The 16,717-nt window shown below is 62.4% G+C and carries 12 protein-coding genes and 1 tRNA gene; 4 read left to right on the top strand and 9 right to left on the bottom strand.

Annotated features, from left to right (window positions below; all coding sequences use genetic code 11):
- Nucleotides 1-8: 8 nt before the first annotated feature.
- Nucleotides 9-950 (bottom strand): 1-phosphofructokinase, encoded by a 942-nt coding sequence (gene pfkB, locus J3P97_RS03750; protein WP_434673507.1) that lies wholly within the window; start codon nucleotides 948-950, stop codon nucleotides 9-11.
- Complete coding sequence (gene ptsP, locus J3P97_RS03745) at nucleotides 950-3,814, bottom strand: phosphoenolpyruvate--protein phosphotransferase (RefSeq protein WP_434673506.1); 2,865 nt, start codon at nucleotides 3,812-3,814, stop codon at nucleotides 950-952. The genes pfkB and ptsP overlap by 1 nt, the downstream gene beginning before the upstream one ends.
- A 288-nt stretch (nucleotides 3,815-4,102) precedes the next feature.
- Between ptsP and cra the strand changes: the two genes are divergently transcribed.
- Together cra and J3P97_RS03735 are read left to right on the top strand one after the other, a co-directional pair.
- Complete coding sequence (gene cra, locus J3P97_RS03740; RefSeq protein ID WP_434673505.1) at nucleotides 4,103-5,098, top strand: catabolite repressor/activator; 996 nt, start codon at nucleotides 4,103-4,105, stop codon at nucleotides 5,096-5,098.
- A gap of 20 nt (nucleotides 5,099-5,118) precedes the next feature.
- Nucleotides 5,119-5,895 (top strand): TatD family hydrolase, encoded by a 777-nt coding sequence (locus tag J3P97_RS03735; RefSeq protein ID WP_434673504.1) that lies wholly within the window; start codon nucleotides 5,119-5,121, stop codon nucleotides 5,893-5,895.
- Between the two features lie 117 nt (nucleotides 5,896-6,012).
- Here the strand turns inward: J3P97_RS03735 and J3P97_RS03730 are convergent, their stop codons facing one another.
- From J3P97_RS03730 to J3P97_RS03715, 4 genes are all read right to left on the bottom strand, one after another.
- On the bottom strand, nucleotides 6,013-6,717 hold the full coding sequence (locus J3P97_RS03730) for a methyl-accepting chemotaxis protein (protein WP_434674501.1): 705 nt from the start codon (nucleotides 6,715-6,717) through the stop codon (nucleotides 6,013-6,015).
- A gap of 1,621 nt (nucleotides 6,718-8,338) precedes the next feature.
- Nucleotides 8,339-9,175: a regulatory signaling modulator protein AmpE gene (gene ampE / locus J3P97_RS03725; RefSeq protein WP_434673503.1), complete on the bottom strand. Its 837-nt coding sequence runs from the start codon at nucleotides 9,173-9,175 to the stop codon at nucleotides 8,339-8,341.
- Nucleotides 9,172-9,732 carry a 1,6-anhydro-N-acetylmuramyl-L-alanine amidase AmpD gene (gene ampD, locus J3P97_RS03720; RefSeq protein WP_434673502.1) on the bottom strand — a complete coding sequence of 187 codons (561 nt, stop codon included), beginning with the start codon at nucleotides 9,730-9,732 and terminating at the stop codon, nucleotides 9,172-9,174. Before ampD ends, ampE begins: the two co-directional genes overlap by 4 nt.
- A gap of 64 nt (nucleotides 9,733-9,796) precedes the next feature.
- Nucleotides 9,797-12,007, bottom strand: a complete 2,211-nt coding sequence (locus tag J3P97_RS03715) for a DUF1631 domain-containing protein (RefSeq protein ID WP_434673501.1) — start codon at nucleotides 12,005-12,007, stop codon at nucleotides 9,797-9,799.
- 267 nt (nucleotides 12,008-12,274) lie between these two features.
- Between J3P97_RS03715 and nadC the strand changes: the two genes are divergently transcribed.
- Complete coding sequence (nadC, locus tag J3P97_RS03710) at nucleotides 12,275-13,123, top strand: carboxylating nicotinate-nucleotide diphosphorylase (RefSeq protein WP_434569852.1); 849 nt, start codon at nucleotides 12,275-12,277, stop codon at nucleotides 13,121-13,123.
- Nucleotides 13,124-13,190: 67 nt separating this feature from the next.
- Here nadC and J3P97_RS03705 read toward each other — a convergent pair whose 3' ends face one another.
- Nucleotides 13,191-13,496, bottom strand: a complete 306-nt coding sequence (locus J3P97_RS03705) for a DUF6388 family protein (protein WP_434673500.1) — start codon at nucleotides 13,494-13,496, stop codon at nucleotides 13,191-13,193.
- Between the two features lie 299 nt (nucleotides 13,497-13,795).
- On the opposite strand from J3P97_RS03705, the gene J3P97_RS03700 reads away from it, so the two are divergent.
- The gene (locus J3P97_RS03700) at nucleotides 13,796-14,341 is read left to right on the top strand and encodes a hypothetical protein (protein ID WP_434674500.1); all 546 of its coding nucleotides are present in this window, start codon (nucleotides 13,796-13,798) and stop codon (nucleotides 14,339-14,341) included.
- 11 nt (nucleotides 14,342-14,352) lie between these two features.
- Here J3P97_RS03700 and J3P97_RS03695 read toward each other — a convergent pair.
- Nucleotides 14,353-14,428: transfer RNA gene (locus tag J3P97_RS03695), tRNA-Thr, on the bottom strand.
- 125 nt (nucleotides 14,429-14,553) lie between these two features.
- Nucleotides 14,554-16,659, bottom strand: a complete 2,106-nt coding sequence (gene pnp / locus J3P97_RS03690; RefSeq protein ID WP_305496899.1) for a polyribonucleotide nucleotidyltransferase — start codon at nucleotides 16,657-16,659, stop codon at nucleotides 14,554-14,556.
- Nucleotides 16,660-16,717 lie beyond the last annotated feature (58 nt).

Below are 16,717 nucleotides of genomic sequence, written 5' to 3'. Positions count from 1 at the left end.
GAACCCTCTTATTGTTCTGTCAGGGGGCGCACGCGCACGCCCTGTTCAAGCGACGCCAGCAACGCGGTGTCGTGGATGCCAAAACCGATCTGCGTGACCGCCATGGCGGCGATGGCCGTGGCGCTGCGCAGGGTCTGCTCCGGCGTGTGCGCACCGAGCAAGCCGTGCAGCATGCCGGCCAACAGCGAATCACCGGCGCCCACGGTACTGGCGACCGTCACCTTGGGCGGCGAAGCATGCAGCGCCGAACCGACGCTGAACCAGTTCACGCCGTCGGCGCCATGGGAAATCACCACGTGCTCGATACCCTCGGCATGCAGGCGCTGCGCCGCTTGCGCCTGGGCCAATTCGCTGACCACGGCGCAGCCCAGCGCATCGGCCAGCTCCTCGGTGTTCGGCTTGATCAGCCACGGCCCCGCCGCCAGGGCGACGCGCAAGGCTTCGCCGCTGGTGTCGAGGGCCGCGTTCAGGCCAAGTTGTTTCAGGCGCATGATCAGCGCCTGCAGCCATTGCGCACTGACGCCACGGGGCAAGCTGCCCGCCACGACCACTACATCATGGCCGGGGGCGATTTGCTCAAGGCGCGCCAGCAACGCCTGCTGCGCGGCTTCGTCGACCATTGGGCCCGGGCCGTTGAGATCGGTGATGCGGCCGTCCTGCTCGGCCAGCTTGATGTTGCTGCGGGTTTCGCCGGGCACGCGGATGAACGCGTCGACGAAGCCACGCTGAGCGAACAGCGTCTCGAACACCTGGGCGTTGTCCTCGCCGAGAAATCCACTGACCGTCAGCGTATGGCCGAGATCGGCCAACACCTGGGCGACGTTCACGCCTTTACCGGCGGCGTGGGCGTGCATGGCATCGCTGCGGTTGACCTGGCCCGGTTCCAGGCGCGCCAACTCCACCGTGAGGTCGAGCGCCGGGTTGAGGGTCAGGGTAAGAATCTTCGCCATTACAGCGCCTCCACTAATGCGCGCACGTCGTCGGCGCTGCCCACGGCCAAGGCCTCTTGGGCCAGGGTTTGTACTTGCGCCAGGCTCAATTCGCGAACCCGCGCCTTGACCTCGGCAATGCTGCGGGCCGAAACGCTCAATTCGTCGACACCCAGGCCCACCAGCACCGGCACCGCCAGCGGATCAGCCGCCAGCTCGCCGCACACGCCGACCCATTTGCCATGGGCATGGGCCGCGCGCACGGTGATGTCGATCAGTTGCAATACCGCTGGATGCAGGCCATCGGCCTGGGCCGACATAGTCGGGTGGCCCCGGTCGATCGCCAGGGTGTATTGGGTCAGGTCATTGGTGCCGACGCTGAAGAAGTCGACCTCCTTGGCGAGCACCGGCGCGAGCAACGCGGCGGACGGCACTTCGATCATGATTCCCAGTTGCAGGTCCGCCACCGGGATTTCCCGGCGCAGGCGCTCGGTCATGTCGCGGGCCTGGCGCCACTCGTCGACGCTGCCAACCATGGGGAACATGATCCGCAGCGGACGGTTGTCCGCCGAGCGCAACAAGGCGCGCAACTGCGCTTCCATCACCTGCGGACGCTGCAAGGTCAGGCGGATGCCGCGCACCCCGAGGAAGGGGTTTTCTTCCTTCGCGATCGGCCAGTACGGCAGCGGTTTGTCGCCGCCCACATCAAGGGTGCGCACCACCAGCGGCCGACCGGCCAGGCCATCGAGCACCTTGCGGTATTCGGCTTCCTGGGTCGCTTCGTCCGGGGCCTCGTTGTGAGCCATGAAAATCAATTCGGTGCGCAGCAGGCCGATGCCCTCCGCGCCCCGCTCCACCGCGCTGGTGACGCCGGCGCTTTCGCCGATGTTGGCGAACACTTCCACGGCGTGACCGTCGCGGGTCAGCGCCGGTTGGTGACGCTGCTCGGCGGCGGCCTTGAGGCGCTGCTCGCGGGTGTCGCGCTCTTCGGCGGCGCGTTGCAATGTGGCAGCGTCCGGGTCGACATGCAGCCGACCGCGCTGGCCGTCCAGCAGCAAGGAGGTGCCCGGCGCCAGCAGCAACACCGCTGCCCCGGCACCGACCAGGGCGGGAATGCCCAGGGCACGGGCAACAATCGCGCTGTGGGCGGTGGCGCCGCCCCGGGCGGTCAGGATCCCCGCCACCCGAGCCGGATCCAGGCGGGCCACGTCGGAGGGGCCGACTTCGTCCATCACCAGAATGTACGGTTGATCCGGCTCAGCCGGCGTTTCCACGCCACACAGCTGCGCCAGCACCCGCCGGCCGACGTCCCGCAAGTCGGCGGCACGTTCGGCAAGCAAGGCATCCTGCAGGGCTTCCTGTTCTTTCGCGGCGGCTTCGATCACGCCCATCCACGCCGCTTGCGCGCTCTCGCCCAGCTTCAAGCGGGTGTCGACCTCGTCGGTCAGCTCCGGATCGTCGAGCATTTCCTGATGAGTGATGAAAATTTCGCGGATGGCCTTGGCCTTCGCGCGCTCGATCAAGCCTTCGATGTCGCGGCGCACCTGGCTCAACGCCTTTTGCAGGCGCTCGCGCTCGATGGCCGGTGACTCGCCGCGCAACGGATAGTCGATGTCTTGCAGCACTTGAATATGCGCCGGGCCGATGGCGATGCCCGGTGCGGCGGCGACCGCCTGGAGCAGGCTGCCGGACTCGGGCGCCAGCATCACGCTGGCGACTTCGGCGATGGTGGTTTCCCGTGGCGCGCTCGGTGGCGGCAGCGGTTCGACCTCTTCGCCGAGCCCCTCTTCGACGGCGGCCAGCAAGGCCGGCAGCGCATCGGCGGCAATGCTCGGCTCGGCGATGAACTCCAGGACCTGGCCGCGACGGGCACCCAGGCTCAACAGTTTGCTCAGGCTCTTGGCCGACACGGCGCTGTCCTGGCCGTCGACGATGCGCACGCGGATTTCGCCGTCGAAGTTTTTCGCCAATTGCGCGAGGATTTTCGCCGGACGTGCATGCAGGCCGTGGGCATTGGCCAGGCCGATACGGGCGCTGGGCCAGTCGGCGGGTAGCTCGCCGCCCAGCACTTCGAGGACCTTGCGACTGCTGGTGGCGCGGCCCAGTTCGTGGCCGCGACCTTCGATCAGCAGCGCGCAGAGTCTTTCCAGCAAGGCCTGATGAGCCTCGCCGAGGCTCGCCAGGCAGAACAGTCCGCTCAGGGGCTGGCCGAGGTAACGGATGGGCTTGTCCGGCGTGACGAAAGCCAGGCCAGGGCGCTTGACGGTCTGTTCACTGTGCAGCCACCACAGGCCGTCGCCCAACGGCAGCGCCTCGACCTGCTGCAACACACCGGCGAAGCCGTTGCTCACGCAGTCGGCCTGGCGCAACAGACGAGCGCCGCGCCACACCAGTTCTTCGAAATCGTCGGCCGACACGCCGAGGCCAATCATCTGCGCATCCAGCGCCAGTTCCTGCGGCGCGCCTTGCAGCAGTTTCAACAGCGCCTCGGCAGACCCGGCGCGGCGCAGGGCCTGACCCAGGTCCGTCTCGCCGAGGGCGCGGGTCAGCAGTTGCAACAGGCGCAGGTGCTCGTCGGATTTGGCCGCGATGCCAATCGCCAGGTAAACGATCTGGCCATCGCCCCAATCCACGCCGTCCGGGAATTGCAGCAAGCGCACGCCGGTGGCATACACCAGGTCGCGGGTCTGCGGGGTACCGTGGGGAATGGCAATACCTTGGCCAAGAAAGGTCGAGCCCTGGGCCTCGCGGGCTTGTAAACCGGCGAGGTAACCTTCGGCGACCAGGCCATCGGCCACCAGTTTGTCGGCGAGCAATTGCAGCGCGGCGTCTTTATCCACAGCCACCTGGGCCATGGATATCTGCTCTAGAGTGAGCTCGAGCATGCTTTCTCCTTTTTGGCGTCCGGTGGGCGCCAGGTATTGTTTTGAATGAATCAGCTTAGCGTGTGGGACAGCTTCCGGCGGTATCGCGGCAGTGCGGCCAGAAAATCCCGAGAGCCTGAAAATACGCTTGCTGAAACGTTTAATCTAGAAAGATTGGCACGTTACTCGATAATCTCTCATCCTTGAAGTGCAACTTGTCGAAAGCGCCACGGGGGTGACCATCGTGCCGAATCGGGTAGGATGGGCCTTCAATGTCGCGGCACATTCGAAAAAACAAGGAAAACCGGGTTGAAACTCAGTGATATCGCCCAGCTTGCCGGTGTGTCCGTCACCACCGCCAGCTACGTCATCAACGGCAAGGCCGAACAGCAACGCATCAGCAACGCGACCGTCGAACGGGTGCGGGCGGTGGTCGAAGAACATGGCTTCACGCCTAACCCCCAGGCCGCCGGGCTGCGCAGCCGGCACACGCGGACGTTGGGTTTCATTCTGCCGGACCTGGAAAACCCCAGCTATGCCCGTATTGCCAAACTTCTGGAGCAAGGCGCTCGCGCCCGGGGCTATCAACTATTGATAGCCAGTTCCGACGACGCGCCTGACAGCGAGCGGCAATTGCTGCAACTGTTCCGCGCCCGGCGCTGCGATGCGCTGATCGTCGCCAGTTGCCTGCCGGCCGAAGATGACAGTTACCGTCAGCTCCAGGCCAAGGGTATTCCGATCATCGCCATCGACCGGGTAATGGAACCGGCGCACTTCTGCTCGGTGATCAGCGATGACCGCCAGGCCAGCCTGCAACTGACCCGCAGCCTGCTGGACACCCACCCGCGGCAGATCGCGCTGATCAGTGCCCGTCCCGAACTGAGCATCAGCCAGGAGCGGACCGCTGGGTTTCGCGAGGCGCTGGCCGGGTTCGACGGCCAGGTGTTGATCGAACACGGCGAGTCGTTCAGCCGTGAATGCGGTCGCCAACTGATGGACGAGATGCTCGCGCGCCTGGGGCATTTGCCCGATGCGCTGATCACCACGTCCTATGTGCTGCTGCAAGGCGTGTTCGACGCCCTGCATGATTTTCCGCTCAAGTCGCGGCCGCTGCGCCTGGGCACGTTTGGTGACACGCAACTGCTGGATTTCCTGCCGCTGCCGGTCAATGCCATGTCCCAACAGCATCAACTGATCGCCGCCAAGGCGCTGGAACTGGCGCTGGCAGCCATCGAGAACGATGACTACCAGCCTGGTGTCCAGGCGATTGCCCGCACGTTCAAACAGCGTATCCACCAAAGCTGAGGATTTTCCCGGATCGAACCATGGAGCTGATCGACACCCACACCCACCTGGACTTCCCGGATTTCGACGCGGATCGCTCGGCGCTGCTGGCCGAAAGCCGCGCCCTGGGCGTTCGGCAAATGGTCTTGCTGGGGGTATCTCGGGACAACTGGCAACGGGTCTGGGACCTCGTGCAAAGCGACCCCGACCTGCATGCCGCGCTGGGCCTGCACCCGGTGTACCTTGACCAGCATCGTGGCGAAGATCTTGAGCACTTACGTGACTGGCTGGCCCGCCTGGCCGGGCATCGGCAGTTGTGTGCGGTGGGGGAGATCGGCCTGGACTATTACATCGAGACCCTGGACCGTGATCGCCAGCAAGCATTGTTCGAGGCACAACTGGGCCTGGCCGTGGAGTTCGAACTGCCGGCACTGATCCATGTGCGCCGCAGCCACGCTGCGGTGATCGCAACCCTGAAGCGTATCCGCCCCGCCCGCACCGGCATCATCCACGCCTTCGCCGGCAGCTTCGAAGAGGCCCGCGAATACCTCAGGCTCGGTTACAAGCTCGGCCTCGGCGGCGCCGCGACATGGCCGCAGGCTTTGCGCATGCATCGGGTGCTGCCAAAACTGCCGCTGGACGCGGTGGTGCTGGAGACCGATTCACCGGACATGGCCCCGGCGATGTTCCCCGGCCAGCGCAACAGTCCGGCGCATTTGCCGGCGATTTGCGCGGCGTTGGCGCAGATCATGGGAATCAGCCCGGAGCGACTGGCCGAGGCCAGCACGGCCAACGCCCGCCAACTGTTCGATTGGTGACAACCTGTGGGAGCGAGCCTGCTCGCGAATGCGGTGTATCAGACACCCTATGCGCGACTGATACAGCGCTTTCGCGAGCAGGCTCGCTCCCACATTGGAACGGTGTAGACACAGGAATCAAACCCGAAATGCATTGATCAACTGCTTGAGCTGCACCACCTGCGCGGACAGCTCGCGGCTGGCGTCTTCGGTCTGGTGCGCGCCTTCGGCGGTGCGCTCGCCGGCGCGGTTGATCTCGACGATGTTCTGGTCGATGTCATGGGCTACCGCCGTCTGTTGCTCTGCGGCCGCGGCGATCTGCTGGTTCTGGTCGACGATCATGCCTACGGCGCCGAGGATATTTTCCAGGGCCTGCTGGACCCTTTCCGATTGGCCAACGGTGCCGCTGGCCATCTCATGACTGCTGCCCATGGCCTTGACGGCGGCGCCCACGCCGCTGTGCAGCCGGCTGATCATCGCTTCGATTTCCTCGGTCGATTGCTGGGTTCGCTTGGCGAGGGTACGGACCTCATCGGCCACCACCGCGAACCCACGCCCCTGCTCGCCGGCCCTGGCCGCTTCGATCGCGGCATTGAGCGCCAGCAGGTTGGTCTGCTCGGCAATGCTCTTGATCACATCCAGTACACGGCTGATGGCCTGGCTGTCGGTGGCCAGTTGATTGATCACTTGCACCGACTGATCGATTTCACTGGCCAGCCGGGCGATGCTGCTTTGCTGTGACTCAACCAGGCCGCGTCCGCTAAGGGTTTCATCATTCACGCTATGGGCGCTGCTGACCGCCGCGGCGGCACTGCTGGCGACTTCCTGGGCGGTGGCCGACATCTGGTTCATCGCCGTGGCGACCAGCTCGATCTGGCTGCGCTGCCCGGCCACGGCCTGGTTGCTCTGGGCAGACACGGCTTGCACCTGACCGGCCTGGCGCTCGACCTCGGCAACCGTGCGACCGACCTGCTCGATCAGGTCATGGATTTTCGCCACGGTGCCGTTGAACACTTCACCCAGCTCCCCCAACTCATCCTTGCTGCGCGCCACGAAATTGACCGTCATGTCGCCGGCCGCAACCTTGTCCATCATTGCGCCCAAATGCTTGAGCGTGGTGCGAGTCGAGGCATAAAAACCGGCGTACAGGTAAAAAATCAACAGGAACACCACCGCCAGTGCCACCGCTTGCAGCACCATGTGGCTGCGGTTCTGCTCCAGGCGGTGCTGCAACTGGACACCGAGAAAGCCCAGTGTCACTTCGTTCAGCCGATAGGTCTGCTCCATCAGGCCGCTGACCTGCTGGTAAAACGCCGACCAGGGGGCGTCGAGCGTATCAGCCATCACCACCTGTTCCTCGATCAGTTCGGCGGCCTGCTTGAGGGAATTCTTGCTGGCGCCAGCCTGCTCGGCAAGCGCCTGCCCGGCCGCCTTGCTGGAGCCAAGGGCGTCCTGCAATTTCAGATCATATTCGCCCTGGAGTTTTTCGACCTGTACCAGCAACTCGTCAAACCGGGTGCTCGAAGCAGAATTGAGGAACCCCAAGCCCAACGACGAAGCCCCCAGCGCACGCCCTTCGCCCAGGATCTGGGTGACCTTGGGGGTCACGCCGACCATCAGCTCGCTGAGTTGGCGGATGTCGCCCTGGTTGTCGCGGCTCAGGCCCGCCTGGCTGGCAATGACCTGGCCAAATATCTGCGCATTGTTGAACAACCTGCCGATCAACGCGCTTTTGCTTTGCAGTGAGCTTTCGGCCTGCTGGGCCTTGAAGGCGGCAATCATTTCGTCGCGCTTGGCATCGAAGGCGCTGACGTGCTCGGGCTCTGCGGCCATCGCCTGCATGCCTTGCAGGCGCGCGAGAATCTGTTGCTCCAGGGTGCTGATCCGGCTTTCCACGTCGCCCGCCTTGCCGGACTGGCCCAGGCTGGCATTGATCTGCACCAGGTTGTTCAAGGTTTCCAGGTCGCGGCGCAGAGTCAGGCTGCTGCCCAGCAAGTCGAGGCTTTGCAACTCGACTTGGGTGCCCTGGAATTCCCGGTAGGAATCACGTACCAGAAAGAAGTTGGTCACCAGCATCGGCAGCAGGAACAACACGCTGATCAGGCTGAACTTCATGCCGAAGCTCAGGCGGTTCATCAGGGCGACGGCGGGCCAGAGCAAACTCTTCACAAGGAAGTCTCCCGATAATTTTTATTTTTATACGCGCGCGGGCAGGCAGCAGAAGGCCACTATGCGGACGCTGCTTCTGTATAGCCTAAATCGGCGAGGAGATTTGTAACTTAAGGTTAACGAGAGGAATGAGCGCAGCCCACCGTGGCGAGGGAGCTTGCTCCCGCTGGCCTGCAAAGCAGGCCCCTGGGTTTTTTCGAAGTAGATCTCTTTAGCCGGGTTTGCGGCTGCTGCGCAGCCGAGCGGGAGCAAGCTCCCTCGCCACAAAAGCTATTGGCCACCAACATCCTTTCGATCAGGCCAACACCGTCCACAACGCAAACCCGGCATACCAGAGTACTGCCGCGCGCAACAGCAGTTCCCACAGCCGATCCAGGCTGTTGATGCCGTCCGGCCCGGCGACGGGAGTCGGGATCTCGCCGGCCACCAGGCCGACCTTGTTGATCAGGTCGGCCGCGCTGATGTTCCAGTTCAGCAGTTCGTGCAGCATCACCCGGCTGACCGCCACGAAGTTGCCCACCAGGGCGAAGCTCGCCGCCAGCAACCGCACCGGTACCCAATCGAACGCGTGGCGCAGCTGCGCCGCACGCTCGGCCACGCCGGGGTTGTGGCTGTGTTCGGCGGCAAGGGCGAGCAATCGATAGCTCAGGGCAGCCACCGGGCCCAGCAGGAAATACCAGAAGATGACCGCAAAAAAACTCTGGTACGCCTGCCACAGCAAGTGCCCCTGGACCCGCTCCAGCAACTGCTCGCCGCCATCGGCATCGATGTTCAGGTCGCGCTTGGCCACATGATTCGCTGCCTGCAGATCTTCACGGCGCCAAGCGTCGCGAAACGACCCGAGTTCAGCCAACAGATCGCCGCGCCCCAGGCTGTAGATCACCACCAACAGGTGCACCGGCAGTGCCAGCAGACCATAGGCCACCGGCTCCAGCACCCATAACAGCAATGCCAACAGCGCCACCGGCAACAGCACCATCACCATCAGCACCAGCCACGGCCGATTGACCCAGCGTGGGCTCGCTTCGAGCTTGTTCAGCTCGCGCAGCCAACCGCCGTCACGCTGGACCCGCTGGCGCAGGGCCGAGAATTTCTCGATCCAGACTGCCAGCAGCAACACCAGAAAACTCATTGTCCTTCCCCTTCTGTCAGGGCCGCGCGATAGCGCGCCCAGTCGAATGCCGGTCCCGGATCGGTCTTGCGCCCCGGGGCAATGTCGCTGTGCCCACAGATGCGCTGCACCGTGATCGCCGTAAACGCCGCGCGCAACTGCCGGGTCAGGTCCACCAGGGCGACATATTGCGCGTCGGTGAACGGCAGATCATCGGTGCCTTCAAGCTCGATGCCTATGGAAAAATCGTTACACGTCTCCCGCCCTTCGAAGCACGAAATCCCCGCATGCCACGCACGCTCCAGACAAGAGACAAACTGCGTCACCGCGCCGTCACGTTCGATCAGAAAATGCGCAGAGACACGCAGGTCGGCAATACCGGCAAAGTAGGGATGTTCCGTGACATCCAGACGATTCTGGAAAAATTCCTGCACCTTGCCAGTCGCGAACTGTGCCGGCGGCAGGCTGATGTTGTGGATCACCAGCAGGGAGATCTCGCCTTCGGGGCGCGCATTAAAATTGGGCGAAGGGCAATGACGCACGCCATCGCACCAACCGCTCACGGGGTCCAGCTGCATACGGGTTCCTTCGATGACGACGGTGAGTGCCGCCAGTATGCCGCGATCTACGTCGGCTGCGCGATCACTTGCCGCGATTGAGCTGACGCAGGTTGCCGAGAACAGACTCCAGTGCCCGGTCGAACAGCAGGGTGTCGTCCAGCAGACGTGCCGCTCCCCGGCGGAACTCCAGGGCGAGGCTGGTGCGGCTGTGCTCCAGGACCTTGAGGCCGGTGCGGTTGACGAAAACGAACTTGCCGGTGGCCTGGATGATCGCCGCCAGCTTGCAACGCAGGCTGTTGTCTTCGTCTTCCTGGAACTCTACCCAGCATCCCAGGCGCAATTGATCGACCTGAAGCAGGCCTGCATCATCAGCCGGCAAACGCACGGTCGGCTCCTGCGCGGGCGTCTGTGGCGCAGTGCGAAGGACGATGGGTTCCGCCACTTCGACCATGACCGGCAGATCCACCGGCTCGCCAGCCTCCGTTGCCTGGCCCAGCCGCTGCAGGGCCTGGACATGAAGCAGTTCCAGCTCGCTGAAAAATTCGCTGGTGGCGAACGGATCGAACGCCGAGCGACTCAGCCCCTCGCGCAGGGCCTTGAGCAGCTCCGGCACCATCGCCAGCAAACGCAGGCCCGCATCGGACTCTTCGTGATGCTGGACACTCCAGACCAATTGTTCCAGGGTCAGCACGTCGGCCCGCCATTCGGCTGAATGCTCGCCATGCTTGAAGCCGGTCAGCAGCAGCACCTGGCTCCAGGCCTGCTGCACGAAATCCACTACGGCCTGGGGCAGGACTTTGCCCAGCATGATCTGGTTCAGCGCCCCTTCGACCCGCTGTCGAGCCAGGTCGGCCTTTGCCCTTCCCTCTTCGGCGTCACGGATGCGCTGCTCAAGCAATTCACAACGGCGGCGCTCGTCGCTGGTGAACGCCAGGAAATCGGCCAGCACTTCGGAAAATATCGCCGGATCGTCGACGAAGTCGTTCAACAGGCGCTGCACCACCTGCTCGATGCGCAGATAGAGGCTGTCGCGCTGATGATCATCGCAATCACCCCAACCCATCGCCGCCGCGGCGGTTTCATTGAGCAGCCGGCGCGCCGGATGATTATTGCGACTGAAAAAACTCTTGTCCTGCACCGCGACCTTGAGCATCGGGATCTGCAGCCGGCCGATCAACGCCTTGAGGGAGTCCGGCAGGTTACGGTCATCAAGGATGAATTCGAACATCATCGCGATCAGGTTGATCACGTCTTCGTCCGCGCCTTCGACCACGCGGGATTTGCCGCTCTTGACACTGACCCGGGTCAACAGCTGTTCAAGCTGGCTGCGCAGGTCGAAGTCATCCTGAACCGAGGGGGCCGGCACGTATTGCTGCAAATGAGACAACAAGCGCAAAAGGTCACGGGTCGTGATTGGCTGGGCCGGTGCACTGGGCTCAAGGGTCGGCGCGACACTGCCGCGCACCTGGACCAACAACTTCTGCAAAGCGGCGAAGACTTCGTGCACGCTGTCATCGACATCGTCGACCCTTGGCCTGGCAGGCCCGGCAGTGCTGGGTCGAGCAGGCTCTTCGACACGGTCCGAGGCCCGCCGCGACGGAGAAACCTTCAAATCCGGCAAGATCCCGGTTGCCGCCAATAGCTGATTGGCCTCGGAATAAAGGTTGTCGCATTCGCTGAGCACATACCGCTCGAAGAGCTTGAGCAGGATCAGCTTGACCTTGATGCCTACGCCCAGGTTACGCCCGGCCTGGAGAAAATTCTCACACAGCAGGGCCGGGCTCAAGGGGTTGTGCTGGTTCGCCAGGGGCCGCGACAGTAACGCGCCGAGGCGCGCCGTGAGTTGATCGAGAGACTGGCCATCGCGACTGAGCACCCGGGTGACCATGGTTTCCACCGCCAGCCGGCGTTCGAGGTCATCATGGTTGGGATGGGCCGGTATGGCGCCCAATACGGGCGCGAGGGTGGCCTGGGTCAGATCGTACTGGGCAAGATTGACGAACGCCTCAAAAAACTGCTCGAGGAATTCACGTTCGATGCTCTTGCGCTTCAGCCGCAGGTCTCGCATGGCTTCGAAGTAGAGGTTCTGCTCCACATCGTTCCGCGCCCGATCGGCCATTTCGAACAAGGTATCGTCAGCGTTATCGAACAATTCCTGCAAGCCAAGGCGCAATTGCTGCGCAGCCTTGTCGCGAACCTGAAGCAGAATCACAGGCAGGCGGGCGAGCGGCGAGCGACTCGCCTGATCGGTAGACGCCTTGTGTAAAGGCACTACATTCCCGTCGTTTTGCATCCTGGCCTCCTGAAAGGGCATTCTTCGGTTCGCGACGTCAAAGTCATGGCGTCAATCGAAAGGCGGATTATCGGGTAAAAGAACCCTGTCGCACCAGTGGACACTTGTGAACCAGCTCGAAATACTCGGAACAACTGACAGGACAATCGGGAAAATGTTGCGGGCATGCGACCAAATGCAGGTTTCATCCGGCAGCGCGCAAGTGGCGCCTTGGGTTCGCCTGCGGCCTGGCCCTATAATCCGGCCACTTTGTTTGTGGAGCCCGTCATGCCGAATCTACGCCTCGCCGATCTGACCGCCGAAATCGAAGCCAACGTGCGCCGTGCGTTGCTCGAAGACATCGGCAGCGGCGACATCACCGCACAACTGATCCCCGCCGAACGCCTGGCCAAGGCCACCATCATCACCCGCGAAGCCGCGATCATCAGCGGCACGGCCTGGGTCGATGCGGTGTTCAGACAACTGGATCCCCGCGTCGCGGTGCATTGGCAAGTGCGCGACGGCGACCGGGCAAGCCCCGACCAGGCGCTGTTCCACCTCGAAGGCCCGGCTCGCTCACTGCTGACGGGCGAACGCAGCGCGCTGAACTTCCTGCAGATGCTCTCGGGCGTTGCCACCCGGGCCCGCTACCTGGCGGACTTTGTTGCCGACACCCAGGTCAAGCTGCTGGATACCCGCAAGACCCTGCCCGGGCTGCGCCTGGCCCAGAAATACGCGGTGACCTGCGGCGGCTGCCATAACCATCGCATCGGCCTCTACGACGCCTTCCTAATCAAAGAAAACCATATCGCCGCCTGCGGTGGCATTGCCCAAGCCATCAGCGCCGCCCACAAGATCGCCCCGGGCAAGCCGGTGGAAATCGAAGTGGAAAGCCTGGCGGAATTGAAAGAAGCGCTGGCGGCCGATGCCGACATCATCATGCTCGACGAGCTGAGCCTGGACGACATGCGCGAAGCCGTGCGCCTGAACGGCGGCAAGGCGAAACTGGAAGCCAGCGGCGGCATCAACGAAAGCACGTTGCGCCCGATCGCCGAGACCGGCGTGGACTATATCTCCATCGGTGCGATGACCAAGGACGTGAAAGCCGTGGACCTGTCGATGCGGCTTAGCCTCTAAGCAGCTGCGAGCCCCAAGCTTCAAGCGGTTCGGCGCTTGTCTTGCAGCTTGGGGCTTGTGGCTGCTTTTAAACTACAAGATTATTCATCTCGCAGTACTCATCCCAATCCACACCCAACACCTCGGCCGCCTCCTTGTGCAAGACAAGGCGCTGCGCCTCGAACTCTTCCGGCGTACTGGTGTACTTGAGCGTCAGCTCCCAAGGCTGCAGGCCCTGGGCTTCGGCCTCGTCCTCGAATGCCCACTGGATCTGGTCGTTCTGATCGTCAGTGGACAAGTCCTTGATTTCCTCTGCCAATTGCGGCGTTTCTTTGAGGTACTTTTCCAAGGCTTGTTCGTGTCTGGCTTCTTGGGACAACTCTTTAACGGTCATGGCGTTCTCGCTGATCTGGGAATGGAAGATGGATCTGGATCATCAAGGATCTCTCTGACGCAGGAAGCCGTTGGAAGCTCGGTTTACCTGGCCTTCAGAACCATTCGTGGATCATCTGAAAACTGCTGGGCGATGCTCATGCAGGTGACGAATATAGGATGTTTTGCCAACGATTTACACGGCTCTTTACATCCACCGTAGAAAAAATCTCATGCCTGACGGCAAGGTGCCCAGGAACATTTGTCATGGCAACCAGTCATAGCGATGTGCCATATCGGCACTTCTTCAGGAACCCAATGATGCGCAGTCTTGCGAAACGTTCGTCGACCCGGTTTGCAACCACGTCCCTCCTGCTCGGCAGCCTGACCTTGATCGGTGCCGTTCAAGCGGCAGTCGAAGTTTCCTCCGGCACCCCTCTGCCGTCTGACACTATCCCGCTGCTTCGCAACTCATTCGACAAGGATATTCTGGTCAAGACCAATATCAGCGTGGGTGATCTGGAAAAACTACCAGAAGCAGTCAAGGACAACACCGCCGAGCTGGACAGTCAGAAGCGCACCCTGGGCGAGCAGGCCCGACAAATCGAAGAACTCAAACGCAACAGTGGCTCCAGCTCCACCTCCAGCAGCAAGGAGATAGACGATCTCAAGCGCATCATCAAGGAACAGGAACGCGATCTGAACGACCTTGGCAAGCAAGTGGAAGAACTCAAGCGCAACAGCGGTTCCAGTTCGAGCTCGAGCAGCAGCGAAATTTCGTCCCTGAAACGGGAGCTCAGCGATCAGGACAACGAAATGACACAGCTCAAACGCACGGTCGAGGAGCTGAGCAGGAAGGTGAAATAACCAGGGGGGGTTGGTGCCCGAGACAGGAATCGAACCTGCGACCTTCGCGTTACGAGTGCGCTGCTCTACCGACTGAGCTACACGGGCGGTGGCTAAACCTAGCATCGTCCCCGGGGGACAGGCAACCTGCCCTGAAGGGATTTTCAGCACACAGCAAAACGCCCCGAACCAGTCGGGGCGTTTGCTTGTTCAGCGGTCAAGCGAGGGAGCGATTAAACGCCCGATGCCTTGGCTGCTGCGACGTCCTTGATGGACAGCTTGATACGGCCGCGGTTGTCCACGTCCAGTACCAGCACTTCCACTTCCTGGCCTTCTTTCAGGATGTCGGTCACTTTCTCGACGCGAGCATCGCTCAGCATGGAGATGTGAACCAGACCGTCCTTGCCCGGCAGGATGTTGACGAACGCGCCGAAGTCGACGATGCGTTCAACCTTGCCGACGTAGATCTTGCCAATCTCGGCCTCTGCGGTGATGCCCAGGACGCGCTGGCGTGCTGCTTCTGCCGCTTCCTTGGTTTCGCCGAAGATCTTGATCGAACCGTCGTCTTCGATGTCGATCGAAGCCTTGGTTTCTTCACAGATCGCACGGATAGTCGCGCCGCCTTTACCGATGACATCACGGATTTTGTCGGTGTCGATTTTCATCGCGATCATGGTCGGAGCATTTTCCGACAGTTCGGTACGGGACTGACCGATGATCTGGTTCATCTGACCGAGAATGTTCAGGCGCGCTTCCAGGGCTTGGCCCAGGGCGATTTCCATGATCTCTTCGGTGATGCCCTTGATCTTGATGTCCATCTGCAGCGCGGTGACGCCCTTGGCGGTACCGGCCACTTTGAAGTCCATGTCGCCCAGGTGGTCTTCGTCACCCAGGATGTCGGTCAGGACGGCGAATTTCTCGCCTTCCTTGACCAGACCCATGGCGATACCGGCCACCGGCGCCTTCATCGGCACACCAGCGTCCATCAGAGCCAGGGAAGCGCCGCAGACCGAAGCCATCGAGCTCGAACCGTTGGACTCGGTGATTTCCGATACCACGCGAATGGTGTACGGGAACACGTCAGCGGCCGGCAGCATGGCCTGGACCGAACGACGGGCCAGACGGCCGTGACCGATTTCGCGACGACCGGCGCCACCCATGCGACCACACTCGCCCACCGAGAACGGAGGGAAGTTGTAGTGCAGCATGAACGGGTCTTTCTTCTCGCCTTCCAGGGTGTCGAGCAGTTGCGCGTCACGGGCGGTGCCCAGTGTCGCAACGACCAGCGCCTGGGTTTCACCACGGGTGAACAGTGCCGAACCGTGGGTCTTTGGCAGGACGCCGACTTCGATGTTCAGCGGACGCACGGTGCGAGTGTCGCGACCGTCGATACGCGGCTTGCCGTTGACGATGTTTTCGCGAACGGTGCGGTATTCGATTTCACCGAAAGCCGCCTTGACGTCGCTGGCCGATGGCTGGCCTTCTTCGCCGGAGAACTTGGCAACGACCTGGTCACGCAGCTCGCCCAGACGCGCATAGCGGTCGGCCTTGATGGTGATGGTGTAGGCCTGGGAGATCGCTTCGCCGAACTCGGCACGGATCGCGCCGAGCAGCTCGGTGGCTTCTGGCTGAGGAGCCCAGGTCCAGGTTGGCTTGGCGGCTTCGGCAGCCAGTTCCTTGACGGCGTTGATGACCACCTGGAACTCGTCGTGGGCAAACAGCACGGCGCCCAGCATCTGGTCTTCGGTCAGTTCCTTGGCTTCGGATTCAACCATCAGCACGGCTTCGGAAGTACCGGCCACGACCATGTCCAGGCTCGATGCCTTCTGTTGCTCGTAGGTCGGGTTCAGCAGGTAGCCGGTGCTTTCGTGGAACGCAACACGGGCAGCGCCGATCGGGCCATCGAAAGGAATGCCGGAGATCGCCAGCGCAGCCGAGGTACCGATCATCGCAGCGATGTCCGGATCGGTCTTCTTGCTGGTGGAAACGACGGTGCAGACAACCTGCACTTCGTTCATGAAACCTTCAGGGAAAAGCGGACGGATCGGACGGTCGATCAGTCGGGAAGTCAGGGTTTCTTTCTCGGAAGGACGGCCTTCACGCTTGAAGAAACCGCCAGGGATCTTGCCCGCGGCGTAGGTCTTTTCCTGGTAGTGCACAGACAGAGGGAAGAAGCCCTTGCCTGGATCGGCTTGCTTGGCACCCACTACGGTCACCAATACGCTGACGTCGTCGTCAACGGTGACCAGCACTGCGCCGGAGGCCTGACGGGCGATACGGCCAGTCTCGAGGGTAACGGTCGACTGACCGAACTGGAATTTTTTGATTACCGGGTTCACGGTGTCCTACCTTCTTTGTGGCTCTTGGGGAACTTGTCTTCTTGCGAAATTCTTGGGC

Source organism: Pseudomonas sp. R1-15, from assembly GCF_051132085.1.
In the GTDB taxonomy this organism is placed as follows: Bacteria; Pseudomonadota; Gammaproteobacteria; order Pseudomonadales; family Pseudomonadaceae; genus Aquipseudomonas.
Note: the sequence above shows the minus strand (reverse complement) of the source record. Positions and strands in the feature narration are given on the sequence as shown.

Bases quoted from the DNA above. Each gene is read 5' to 3' on its own strand.
- pfkB (WP_434673507.1), bottom strand. From the start codon at position 950: ATGGCGAAGATTCTTACCCTGACCCTCAACCCGGCGCTCGACCTCACG.
- ptsP (WP_434673506.1), bottom strand. From the start codon at position 3,814: ATGCTCGAGCTCACTCTAGAGCAGATATCCATGGCCCAGGTGGCTGTG.
- J3P97_RS03735 (WP_434673504.1), top strand. From the start codon at position 5,119: ATGGAGCTGATCGACACCCACACCCACCTGGACTTCCCGGATTTCGAC.
- J3P97_RS03730 (WP_434674501.1), bottom strand. From the start codon at position 6,717: ATGTCGGCCACCGCCCAGGAAGTCGCCAGCAGTGCCGCCGCGGCGGTC.
- ampE (WP_434673503.1), bottom strand. From the start codon at position 9,175: ATGAGTTTTCTGGTGTTGCTGCTGGCAGTCTGGATCGAGAAATTCTCG.
- ampD (WP_434673502.1), bottom strand. From the start codon at position 9,732: ATGCAGCTGGACCCCGTGAGCGGTTGGTGCGATGGCGTGCGTCATTGC.
- J3P97_RS03715 (WP_434673501.1), bottom strand. From the start codon at position 12,007: ATGCAAAACGACGGGAATGTAGTGCCTTTACACAAGGCGTCTACCGAT.
- nadC (WP_434569852.1), top strand. From the start codon at position 12,275: ATGCCGAATCTACGCCTCGCCGATCTGACCGCCGAAATCGAAGCCAAC.
- J3P97_RS03705 (WP_434673500.1), bottom strand. From the start codon at position 13,496: ATGACCGTTAAAGAGTTGTCCCAAGAAGCCAGACACGAACAAGCCTTG.
- J3P97_RS03700 (WP_434674500.1), top strand. From the start codon at position 13,796: ATGCGCAGTCTTGCGAAACGTTCGTCGACCCGGTTTGCAACCACGTCC.